This is a genomic window from Pseudarthrobacter sp. NCCP-2145 (genome assembly GCF_023708005.1).
In the GTDB taxonomy this organism is placed as follows: Bacteria; Actinomycetota; Actinomycetes; order Actinomycetales; family Micrococcaceae; genus Arthrobacter; species Arthrobacter oxydans.
On the sequence record NZ_BRCG01000039.1, the window covers coordinates 1 to 10,194 of the forward strand.

The window sequence follows — 10,194 nt, forward strand, 5'->3', positions numbered from 1 at the left end:
CAACCGTGACAGACACCTCCATGATCCGCCCCGGCATGCGCCCACCGCCACAGACGAAACCCCCGAGGCACGCACAACCTTCTCCCACCACGGCGCGACAGCAGCGCTGGACCGCTAGTCATTTACGCCCAAAGAGTGTTCCGGATTACGCCCCACGTGCTGGTTGAACACGTGCCGGCGCACCCAGGCGTGCATGGCGATGGCCGCGGCGGAGGCAGCGTTGATGGACCGGGTGGAGCCGAACTGCTCGATGGACAGGGTGGCTTCGGCGGCCTCGTGGACTTCCGGCGTCAGCCCGGGTCCTTCCTGGCCGAACACCAGGACGCAGTCCCGGGGCAGTTCGTAGGTCTCGAGCGGAACCGAATCGGGGAAAATGTCGATCCCGATGATCGCCAGCCCTTCCCCATGCGCCCAGGCCACAAAGTCCTCCACCGTGGGGTGGTGGCGGACGTGCTGGTAGCGGTCGGTGACCATGGCGCCCCGCCGGTTCCACCGCCGTCGTCCGATGATGTGCACTTCCTTCGCGAGGAACGCGTTGGCGGTGCGCACCACCGTGCCGATGTTCAGGTCGTGCTGCCAGTTCTCGATGGCGACGTGGAAGTTGTGGCGCCGCGAGTCCAGTTCCGCCACGATCGCCTCGTGCTTCCAGTACCGGTACTTGTCCAGCACGTTGCGGCGGTCGCCGTCGGCAAGGAGATCGGGATCCCAGTGGTCCCCTTCCGGCACTTCACCCTCCCAAGGCCCGACGCCGACCTCCGCCTTTTCAGCGTGCGTCTCCGCGGGCCCGGGCTCCGCGGGAGTCTCCCCGGGTTCTGGCTGCGGTTCGGATGTCATGCCGGGCGTTTGGTTCACCCCTCAACACTAGACTGGACTCTTCGGGCAATCATTACGGCGTTTCATCACAGGCGGAGGTAGGCATGGCAGTCGAGGACAAGGTCAAGGGATCACCGGCGGTATACCGCAGCGGCCAGGAGATCGAGTGCTGGCTCACGGACATGGACGGTGTCCTGGTCCACGAGAACCAGGCAGTTCCCGGCGCCGCCGAGCTCATCCAGCGCTGGGTGGACACGTCCAAGCGCTTCCTGGTGCTCACCAACAACTCCATTTTCACCCCCCGCGACCTGGCCGCCAGGCTGCGCGCGTCCGGGCTGGAGGTCCCGGAAGAGAACATCTGGACCTCGGCCCTGGCCACCGCCCAGTTCCTGAAGAACCAGGTGGAAGGTTCCGGATCAGGAAACCGCGCCTACACCATCGGTGAGGCAGGACTTACGACGGCGCTGCACGAGGCAGGCTTCATCCTCACCGACCAGGACCCGGACTTCGTCGTGCTCGGCGAAACCCGCACCTATTCCTTTGAGGCAATCACCATGGCCATCCGCCTCATCCTGGCCGGGGCCCGCTTCATTGCCACCAACCCGGACGCCACCGGGCCGTCCAAGGACGGCCCCATGCCGGCCACCGGAGCCATCGCGGCGCTGATCACCAAGGCAACCGGACGCGAGCCTTACATTGTGGGAAAGCCCAACCCGATGATGTTCCGCTCGGCCATGAACCAGATCGATGCCCACTCTGAGACCACGGCGATGATCGGGGACCGGATGGACACGGACATCATCGCGGGCATGGAAGCCGGCCTGCACACCGTCCTGGTCCTGACCGGCATCACCCAGCGCGACGACATCGGTTCATACCCGTTCCGGCCCAACCAGGTCCTGAACTCCGTGGCCGACCTGAAGAACCAGATCTAGCAGGGGCGCTAGAAGACTGTCACCCGGGATCCGCCGCGGGGCAGCGGGAAGTGCTCGTCCAGCAGCTGTTCAAGGACCGGCCGGTACACGTTGGGGTTCCATCCGGGGCTTGCGTGGGCCGGCCTGGCGCCTTCGGTATGAAGGCTGCTCGAGACCATGTTCGCCTTGAACGCCACGGCCCAGGCCTCCACCGCTGTCTGGTAGCGGACTGTGCGGTCCCGGGGGTTGCCGATGTACGCCATCTTGGCACTGCCCAGCTTGCCGGCGAACCTGCTGCCGTCGAAGTGGTAGATGTAGGCCGATTCGGACTGGATCAGCAGGCTTGAGGGGGCAATCGGGGACAGCTGTTCGAGGGTCTGGTCCAGGATCTGCCGCCAGCTCCGCTCGTCCTTGTGGATGACCCGCTCCCCAAGCTCATACCCTCCACGAAGGGTCGACGGGAACCGGAAGCCCCGCTCGTACAGGAACACCACGCCGTCGAACCAGCTCTGGTCCAGGACATCGTGCTTGCTGTAGGGACTTGAGTCCAGCACGATGAACTGAACCTCCACACCGTGGATTTCCAGGAGCCGTGCAGCAACCTGGGTGGCCACCATCCCGCCGAAACTGTGGCCGTAGAAGAACAGCTTCGTGAGTTTCCGCGCCCGGACATGCTCGATGACGGCAATGACGATGTCGTCAATATCCAGGCCCTGGTTGGAGTAACCCACCGCAGCCAGCTGTGCCCGCTTGTTCAGGGCCCCGCGGAGCGAGTTGAGGATCCACTGCGATTCCTCCCAGCTGGTCTTGTATCCGGGGAACAGGAACCAGCTGGCGTCCGGGTAGTAGGTGTCGGCGAAGTCGTCAGCAACAGTGAGGATCCGGTCTGTGCGGCGCTGTGCCTGCACCTGCCGGGTCAGCAGCATGTCTGCCGCGAGCAGTCCGGCAGCACCCGTGCCCGCCAGGAATCCCCGCCGTGAGAACTGTTTGAGGGCAGCACCTTCTGCCAGCAGCCTGGCCCCAGGGATCCCGGGCCGGCCCTGCGGACTTACCTCCCCCTCATACGGCACGCCTCTACCGTAGGCATACCCGAAGACGCTGCCGCAAGAATCCGGGTGTAACCATTGAGTGACGCCCGGTCAGCCGGCACCCCTCAACTGGCCGCCTGGCCCTCCGAGGCAGTCAGGGGAACCGAGTCCTCCTGCCGGCGCCGCCGGAACTCCAGGCCGATGTCGTTGTACCGGCCCAGCAGGTCCGGCCCGGCAAAGGCTCCGGGAGTGTCCAACAGGGCGAAAATCCAGTCGCTGGCAGTCAGCAGTTCCGCATCCGAGTACTCCTCCAGCGGCCGGCCGCACAACTCTTCCAGGCGGCCGGTGGGCACCAGTGGATACCCGTCGGCGAAGTCCTCTCCGTCCTCCGTTATGTCGGTGAGGATGTCGATGAGTGCCAGCGGCTGCTGCGGGTCCGGCTGGGCGGCCCATTCTTCCGGGCCCGGGGAAAAAGCCAATGAAACCCCGCTGCCGTATATCCCCGGCAGCGTATCGCTATCGATGGCGTTCAGGTCGCTCCGGAGGCCGGCAAGGGCGGAGGACTCCACCTTCTCGGCCGCGGAGAGGTCAACGCGGACGTGGGAGCGGATTCCCATCCGGCGGACGCGACGGATGATGTGCACGAGTTCAGGGCGGGAGCTTTGGTTCAGGCTGCCCCTGATATCGATACGGACGACGTCGGCGGGGACATCAAGGTTAACGAATGCATTTAATGCGCGGTCCATAGGTACTCCAAAAGAGGGTGTCTATGGCCGACGGCTCAACCTCGGTAAGCGTAACCCCCCGCAGAAGCCCGGCACAACCCGTCAGTAACAAGGAAGTGGGCTGGTTGCCGGCTATGCGCTTTGGTCGGCCTGCCGCTTTCCGGGCTCCTGGAAGTGGGTGCGGCTTCCAACGCCTCCCACCGAGTCAACCAGGGACTTGGCAATGTCCCTGAGTTTGGTGTTGGTGTTGCTGGAGGCTTCGGTGAGGATGGCCACTGCGGCTTCCTGGCTGCACCTGTTCTGGGCCATCACGATGCCAATGGCGAGGTCGATGATGGTCCGGGACTCCAGGGTGGCGCGGAGGTTGGCGGCGCTGTCGGCGTGAAGGGAGAACCGCACAGCCAGGCGGAGCGCCTGGGAGATCTCGCGGGTGAACTCGCGCGCCCTCTTAACGGCACGTTCATCGAATTTGTGCGGGGCGTCCGAGTACAGGTTGAGCGCCGCCTTCGCCTCCCCGTGGAGGTTGAAAGGGAGGGACAGCACGGAGCGCAGCCCGTGGGAGGCAACGGCTGCAGCGTAGTCGGGGCCCCAGCGGTTCTCTTCAAACAGGTCCGGAACGTTGACTTCGCGTTCCTCCTTGGCCGCCGTGAGGCAGGGGCCCTGAGCGAGGGAGTACTGGATCTCATCCACTTCCCTGGCCGAATCGCTGCTCCAGCCGATGGTGGCGGCCTTCCGGTCGCGAAGGAGCGTGATGCCGCACAGTGCGTCGTCGCCGTCGCCGGCCATCTGGTGGGCGGAAAAACGCGCCAGTTCGTTGAGGAAGTCTTCGAAGTCGGCACTTTCCAAAATGAGGTTCTGGACCTGGTCGGTGGTGCTCAGGGGCTGTTCAGGGGGGAGCATGGTGCACGTTCTCCGTACGGGAAGAGGGGTTATCGCAAATGATAGAACAGCCCCGCGTTGCGGTCCAACGGGCCGGCGGCCGCCGCAGCCGGCCCGTCGGACCTAAGCACCGTGGTGACGAACGCGGCTCAGGACAGGCCGAGCTCGTCCTTGCCGAACGCGAACAGGTAGGGCACGCCGGCCTCGGCCTCGATCTTTTCCTTGGCTCCGGTGTCCCGGTCCACAATGACGGCCACGGCCACCACGTTGCCTCCGGCCTTCCGGACGCCTTCCACCGCCGTCAGCGCGGAGCCGCCTGTGGTGGACGTGTCCTCCAGCACCAGGACGTTGCGGCCCTCCACGGACGGGCCCTCCACCTGGCGGCCCATGCCGTAGGACTTCTGGGCCTTGCGGACCACAAACGCATCGACAGTCCGCCCGGCGTCCACGGCGGCATGCATCACCGCGGTACCAACCGGGTCCGCGCCCATGGTGAGCCCGCCGGCGCACTCAAAGTCGATGCCGGCGTCGTCCGCCAGGGCAAGCATCACCCGGCCCACCAGCCTGGAGGCCTCGTGGTGCAGCGTGATCCGGCGGAGGTCGATGTAGTAGTCCGCCTCGGCTCCGCTGGACAGGATTACCTTGCCGCGGACCACGGCGAGTTCCTTGATCAGTTCCAGCAGTCGGGCGCGGGCGGCTGCAGTATCCACTGCAGTGTCACTGGGGGAAGTCATGGTCTCCAGTTTAGTGCGGGCAAGCCGGTGTGGATGCTTGAGGCCCGTCGCCGCTGCTGGCTAGTCTGGACCATATGCGCGAACTCCAGGCAAAGATCATTGAGGAAATGGGCGTCCAGCCCCGGATCGACCCCGCCGGGGAGGTGCGCAAACGCGTCACATTCCTGAAGGACTACCTTAAGGCCACCTCCACCAGGGGCTTCGTCCTGGGCATTTCCGGCGGACTTGACTCATCCTTGGCCGGGAAGCTGGCCCAGCTGGCGGTGGAAGAGCTCGAGGCCGAAGGGGTGGAGGCAAACTTCGTGGCGGTACGGCTGCCATATGGCGTCCAGCACGACGAGGAGGATGCCCAGGCCGCCCTGGATTTCATCCAGCCCAAGACCCAGTGGACGTTCAACATCTCGGCTGCCGTGGACGGGTTCGAGGATGAGTTCGAGAAGACCGTGGGCTCGGAAATCTCCGACTTCCACAAGGGGAACACCAAGGCACGCACCCGCATGATCGCCCAGTATGCCCTGGCGGGAGAGCATAACTACCTGGTCATCGGCACGGACCACGGCGCAGAGTCCGTGACAGGCTTCTTCACCAAGTACGGCGACGGCGGCGCGGACATCCTTCCCCTGTTCGGCCTTAACAAGCGGCAGAACCGTGCCCTGCTGGCCGAGCTCGGCGCCCCCGCCCGGGTCTGGGAAAAGGTGCCCACGGCGGACCTGCTGGACGACAGGCCGGGCCGCACCGACGAGGACGAACTCGGCCTGAGCTACGACCAGATCGACGACTACCTCGAAGGCCGGGACGTGCCTGAATCCGCGGCTGCGTCCATCGAGGAAAAGTACCTGCGCACGCGGCACAAGCGCACTGTTCCGGTCACCATCTTTGATACCTGGTGGAAGCACCAGGGTTCCACGGAGCCCCGCGCCGGGCTGTAGGGTTCAGCGGGCCGGGCGCCGCTTCTCCCCCGCTCCGCCCAGCTGCTGGGTGATGCGGTGCGCCTCGGCCATCAGGAGGCTGCCCAGTTCCGCCTGCCGCTCGGGCTTGAAGCGCGGCTCGATGCCTGTCAGCGAGAGCGCCCAGGCGGGCCTGCCGGAGGTATCGAACACCGCTGCGCCCATTCCCCAGCTCCCTTCCAGGACGAGGCCCGGATTAACCGAGTAGCCCGCCAGCCGGGCCTGGGCAAGGTTGGCCCGGACCCGCTCCACAGTGTGGGAGACGGCGAAGGAACCGGCATGCTCCGCCCAGCGGGCGAGCAGCTCTTCCTGCTCGGCTTCCGGTAGGAAGGCCATGATCGCCGCGCCCGCCGAGGCAATGCCGAGCGGGAAGCGCACCCCCTCGTGCAGGACGAAGGACCGCACCGGGAAACTGCCCTCCTCCCGCAGCAGGCACACGGTTTCGGAGCCGCGGCGGATGGAAAAGAAGGCGCTCTCGCCGGTGGCTTCGGCAAGCCGGCGGAGGCTGGGCCGGGCGATGTCCTCGAGGGGAAACCGCGCTGATGCCACCGATCCCATCAAAAGGATCTCCGGACCCAGCACCCAGTTGCCGGAGACGGCGTCGTGGTCCAGGAGCCCCTCCGAGGCTAGCGAGGAGAGGAGGCGGTGCACGGTGGGCCGGGTGAGGCCGGATTCCTTGACCAGGCCGGCGAGCGCCATGCCTTCCGCGCCCCGGCCCACGAGCCGTAACAACGCTGCAATCCGGCTCACCACCTGGGCTCCCTGCACTGGCATAGAGTTCATTTTTCCCCTTTAATGTCCACAATATGGATGGGCCCTATCGTACCGTCCACAGTGTGAAAGGGCCCCTATTTGGGTCATTTGATGCGTCTTGACACCCCGTTCAATCCCTCATAGTGTCCACTTCCAGACTCCTTGTCCACAAAGTGGATAAGGCCGGATGCTCGATGAGGAGAGTCATGACAAAGCTTCAGTCCACTGCCGCTACTGCCTTGGAGGACGTCCTGCGGGACGGCATGACACTCGCTGTGGGCGGGTTCGGCCTCAGCGGGATCCCCGCGGATCTGATAGAGGCCGTCCGGGACTCCGGAGCGAAGGACCTGACGGTGGTCTCGAACAACATGGGCGTGGACGGCAAAGGCCTGGGCATCCTCATCGATGCGGGCCAGGTGCGCAAGGTCATCGCCAGCTATGTTGGGGAGAACAAACTGTTTGCCGAACAGTACCTGGCCGGCCGGCTGGAGGTGGAGTTCACCCCGCAGGGCACCCTGGCAGAACGGCTCCGCGCCGGCGGAGCCGGCATCCCCGCTTTCTACACCAGGACCGGAGTGGGCACCCTCGTTGCCGAAGGCAAGCCGCACGAGGTGTTCGACGGCGAAACGTACGTCCGCGAGCGCGCCATCCGCGCCGACGTCGCGCTTGTCCATGCGCACACCGCAGACACGGACGGAAACCTTATCTACCGCTACACCGCCCGGAACTTCAATCCCGTCGTTGCCACCGCCGGTCTCCTGACCATCGCCGAAGCCGAAGTGATTGTGGAACCGGGCAACCTGGATCCCAACCACATCGTCACCCCCGGCGTGTATGTGCAGCGACTGGTGCAGGCCCGGGACCGGGTCAAGGACATTGAGCAGCGTACGGTGCGTCCGGCTTCACGCCGTACAGCGGCTGAAGCCGTGCCGGCCTGACCCTCCCCCTACTTACCGACAAAGGAGAACCCCATGGCCTGGACCAGGGATGAAATGGCCGCGATTGCGGCCGAGGAACTGAACGACGGCGACTACGTGAACCTGGGCATCGGCATCCCAACGCTGGTGGCCAACAACCTGCCGGACGGCGTCCGCGTGGTCCTGCAAAGCGAGAACGGGCTGCTGGGTATGGGCCCCTTCCCTTACGAGGGCGAGGAGGACGCGGACCTGATCAACGCCGGCAAGCAGACGGTCACCGTACTCCCGGGCGGCAGCATCTTCGACTCCGCCACCTCGTTCGGCATGATCCGCGGCGGCCACGTGAAGGTTGCCATCCTGGGCGCCATGCAGGTGTCCGGAGCGGGCGACCTGGCCAACTGGACCATCCCCGGCAAGATGGTCAAGGGCATGGGCGGGGCCATGGACCTGGTGGCCGGAACCCCGCGCGTGGTGGTCCTTACCGAGCACAATGCCAAGGACGGCACGGCCAAGATCGTGACGGAGTGCACCCTGCCGCTCACCGGGCTGAACTGCGTGGACCGGATCATCAGCGACCTCGCGGTGTTTGACCTGGTCAAGGACGACGACGGCAGGCGGCAACTCACCCTCACCCGCCTGGCACCCGGGGTCACCGTGGAGGAGATCCGGGAGAAGACCGGAACAGGGTTCACCGTGGAACTGGACAACAAGGAAGTGGCGGCATGAGCCTGCAGGAACAGTTCGGAAAGGACGTCCTGCTCACCGGCTGGGGGCACAGCCGCTTCGGCAAGCTGGCGGACGAGACCCTGGAGTCACTGATCGTCCAGGTGGCCACCGAGGCCATTGCCGGCGCGGGTATTGAGCCCGGGCAGATCGATGAAATCTACGTGGGCCAGTTCAACTCCGGCATGATGCCCCTCGCCTTCCCGTCCTCGCTGGCGCTGCAGGTCTCGCCGGACCTGGCCAACGTTCCCGCCACGCGGGTGGAGAATGCCTGCGCCTCAGGGTCCGCCGCGTTCCAGCAGGGCACGAAATCGCTGCTCGCGGGCACGGCGAGGACGGTGCTGGTGATCGGCGCCGAGAAGATGACGCATGCCGGGGCCGACGTCGTAGGGGCCGGGCTGCTGGGTGCGGACTACGACATGGCCGGCAAAGCATCCACCACCGGCTTCACCGGGCTCTTCGCCGAGGTGGCCAAGCACTACGGGAAGCGGTACGGCGACGGGAACCTGGGTGACGTCCTGGGCTCCATCGCCGCGAAGAACCACCGTAACGGCGTGGACAACCCCTATGCCCAGCTCCGCAAGGACCTCGGCGAGGAGTTCTGCCGCACCGTGTCGGACAAGAACCCCATGGTTGCCGATCCCCTGCGCCGCACCGACTGCTCCCCCGTGTCCGACGGCGCCGCCGCCGTCGTGCTGTCCGTGTCCCCTACGGGAGGCGCCACTGCCCCGGTCCGCCTCGCCGGGTTCGGCCAGGCCAACGACTTCTTTCCGGCGGCCCGCCGGGACTCGACCGCTTTCGCCGCCACCCGCGTGTCCTGGCAGCGCGCGCTGGGGATGGCCGGCGTCGAACTGGCGGACCTGGACTTCGCCGAAGTGCACGACTGCTTCACCATCGCCGAACTGCTCATGTACGAGGCCATGGGCCTGACCGCGCCGGGCCAGGGAGCCCGGGCCATCGACGAAGGCTGGGTCTTCAAGGACGGCAAGCTGCCCATCAATGTCTCGGGCGGGCTGAAGGCCAAGGGCCACCCGGTGGGCGCTACAGGAGTGTCACAGCACGTCATCTCGGCGATGCAGCTCACCGGAACCGCCGGCGGCATGCAGCTTGCCACCCCCCGCCGGGCCGCAGTCCAGAACATGGGCGGAGTGGGCATCGCCAACTACGTGAGCATCCTCGAGGCCGTCTAGACCGGGCAGTTTTAGCTGCGGGACCGGATCAGGGCCGCGATCTCCGCGAAACCCAGCCGCTCCGAATTCTGGAGGGCGGTTCGGCCCTTCGGATCGCGGATGTCCGGGTCGGCACCGGCCTCCAGGAGCAGGCGCACCACCTCCAGCTGCCGCGGGCCGCCGTTGTTGAGCAGGATGGCCTCCTGCATTGCCGTCCAGCCCAGGTTGTTGACGTGGTTCACGGGCACCCCGGCCGCGATCAGGATCTGCACCGTCTCCACGTGGCCGTGCTCGCTGGCGGGAATCAGGGCCGTCCCGCCGTAGCGGTTGGTGCTGGCAACATCCGCACCCGCCGCCAGTGTCAACCGGAGTACCTCATTGAAGCCTTCGGCTCCGGCAAAGAGATACGCGGAGTCCTGGATGGCGTCCCTGGCGTTGACGTTGCCGCCCCGCCCGATCAGCCCGGCAACCAGTGGCGCGTTGTTTGCCTTGGCGGCGGCAATAAGTTCCCGGTCAAGCTGCGCCTGTTCCGTGGCGGACAGTGCCGGTGGAGGTGCCGGGGCGGGCACCTCCGTCGGGGGCTGTTCGGGGG

Annotated in this window: 12 protein-coding genes; 5 read left to right on the forward strand and 7 right to left on the reverse strand. The window is 66.0% G+C overall.

All coding sequences use genetic code 11. The features are described from left to right. Positions 1–114 precede the first annotated feature (114 nt). Positions 115–834 carry a TrmH family RNA methyltransferase gene (locus NFU08_RS20565; protein WP_397426309.1) on the reverse strand — a complete coding sequence of 240 codons (720 nt, stop codon included), beginning with the start codon at positions 832–834 and terminating at the stop codon, positions 115–117. An 83-nt stretch (positions 835–917) separates the two neighbouring features. Between NFU08_RS20565 and NFU08_RS20570 the strand changes: the two genes are divergently transcribed. Continuing rightward, a complete protein-coding gene (locus NFU08_RS20570; RefSeq protein WP_251425900.1) occupies positions 918–1,748 on the forward strand; it encodes an HAD-IIA family hydrolase in 831 nt (276 codons plus the stop codon). Between the two features lie 8 nt (positions 1,749–1,756). Here the strand turns inward: NFU08_RS20570 and NFU08_RS20575 are convergent, their stop codons facing one another. The 4 genes from NFU08_RS20575 to pyrE form a co-directional block, all read right to left on the reverse strand. Next, on the reverse strand, positions 1,757–2,797 hold the full coding sequence (locus NFU08_RS20575) for an alpha/beta fold hydrolase (RefSeq protein ID WP_174180933.1): 1,041 nt from the start codon (positions 2,795–2,797) through the stop codon (positions 1,757–1,759). Between the two features lie 83 nt (positions 2,798–2,880). Further along, a complete protein-coding gene (locus NFU08_RS20580) occupies positions 2,881–3,501 on the reverse strand; it encodes a hypothetical protein (RefSeq protein WP_174180931.1) in 621 nt (206 codons plus the stop codon). 111 nt (positions 3,502–3,612) lie between these two features. Then, positions 3,613–4,380, reverse strand: a complete 768-nt coding sequence (locus tag NFU08_RS20585) for a GAF and ANTAR domain-containing protein (protein ID WP_251425901.1) — start codon at positions 4,378–4,380, stop codon at positions 3,613–3,615. A gap of 128 nt (positions 4,381–4,508) precedes the next feature. After that, positions 4,509–5,093: an orotate phosphoribosyltransferase gene (gene pyrE, locus NFU08_RS20590; RefSeq protein WP_174180927.1), complete on the reverse strand. Its 585-nt coding sequence runs from the start codon at positions 5,091–5,093 to the stop codon at positions 4,509–4,511. Between the two features lie 74 nt (positions 5,094–5,167). Between pyrE and nadE the strand changes: the two genes are divergently transcribed. Next, positions 5,168–6,022: an ammonia-dependent NAD(+) synthetase gene (nadE, locus tag NFU08_RS20595; protein WP_251425903.1), complete on the forward strand. Its 855-nt coding sequence runs from the start codon at positions 5,168–5,170 to the stop codon at positions 6,020–6,022. 3 nt (positions 6,023–6,025) lie between these two features. Here the strand turns inward: nadE and NFU08_RS20600 are convergent, their stop codons facing one another. Then, the gene (locus tag NFU08_RS20600; protein WP_251425905.1) at positions 6,026–6,823 is read right to left on the reverse strand and encodes an IclR family transcriptional regulator; all 798 of its coding nucleotides are present in this window, start codon (positions 6,821–6,823) and stop codon (positions 6,026–6,028) included. 176 nt (positions 6,824–6,999) lie between these two features. Between NFU08_RS20600 and NFU08_RS20605 the strand changes: the two genes are divergently transcribed. From NFU08_RS20605 to NFU08_RS20615, 3 genes are read left to right on the forward strand one after another with little or no spacing between them, the layout of a single operon-like run. After that, a complete protein-coding gene (locus tag NFU08_RS20605) occupies positions 7,000–7,731 on the forward strand; it encodes a CoA transferase subunit A (RefSeq protein ID WP_174180914.1) in 732 nt (243 codons plus the stop codon). Between the two features lie 33 nt (positions 7,732–7,764). Beyond that, positions 7,765–8,436 (forward strand): CoA transferase subunit B, encoded by a 672-nt coding sequence (locus NFU08_RS20610; RefSeq protein WP_174180912.1) that lies wholly within the window; start codon positions 7,765–7,767, stop codon positions 8,434–8,436. Then, positions 8,433–9,623 (forward strand): acetyl-CoA acetyltransferase, encoded by a 1,191-nt coding sequence (locus NFU08_RS20615; RefSeq protein WP_251425907.1) that lies wholly within the window; start codon positions 8,433–8,435, stop codon positions 9,621–9,623. Before NFU08_RS20610 ends, NFU08_RS20615 begins: the two co-directional genes overlap by 4 nt. Before the next feature lie 11 nt (positions 9,624–9,634). On the opposite strand, the gene NFU08_RS20620 is transcribed toward NFU08_RS20615, so the two are convergent. Beyond that, the coding region (locus NFU08_RS20620) for an ankyrin repeat domain-containing protein (RefSeq protein WP_397426314.1) at positions 9,635–10,194 on the reverse strand (560 nt) is incomplete at its 5' end.

Bases quoted from the DNA above. Each gene is read 5' to 3' on its own strand.
- NFU08_RS20565 (WP_397426309.1), bottom strand. From the start codon at position 834: ATGACATCCGAACCGCAGCCAGAACCCGGGGAGACTCCCGCGGAGCCC.
- NFU08_RS20570 (WP_251425900.1), top strand. From the start codon at position 918: ATGGCAGTCGAGGACAAGGTCAAGGGATCACCGGCGGTATACCGCAGC.
- NFU08_RS20580 (WP_174180931.1), bottom strand. From the start codon at position 3,501: ATGGACCGCGCATTAAATGCATTCGTTAACCTTGATGTCCCCGCCGAC.
- NFU08_RS20585 (WP_251425901.1), bottom strand. From the start codon at position 4,380: ATGCTCCCCCCTGAACAGCCCCTGAGCACCACCGACCAGGTCCAGAAC.
- pyrE (WP_174180927.1), bottom strand. From the start codon at position 5,093: ATGACTTCCCCCAGTGACACTGCAGTGGATACTGCAGCCGCCCGCGCC.
- nadE (WP_251425903.1), top strand. From the start codon at position 5,168: ATGCGCGAACTCCAGGCAAAGATCATTGAGGAAATGGGCGTCCAGCCC.
- NFU08_RS20600 (WP_251425905.1), bottom strand. From the start codon at position 6,823: ATGAACTCTATGCCAGTGCAGGGAGCCCAGGTGGTGAGCCGGATTGCA.
- NFU08_RS20605 (WP_174180914.1), top strand. From the start codon at position 7,000: ATGACAAAGCTTCAGTCCACTGCCGCTACTGCCTTGGAGGACGTCCTG.
- NFU08_RS20610 (WP_174180912.1), top strand. From the start codon at position 7,765: ATGGCCTGGACCAGGGATGAAATGGCCGCGATTGCGGCCGAGGAACTG.
- NFU08_RS20615 (WP_251425907.1), top strand. From the start codon at position 8,433: ATGAGCCTGCAGGAACAGTTCGGAAAGGACGTCCTGCTCACCGGCTGG.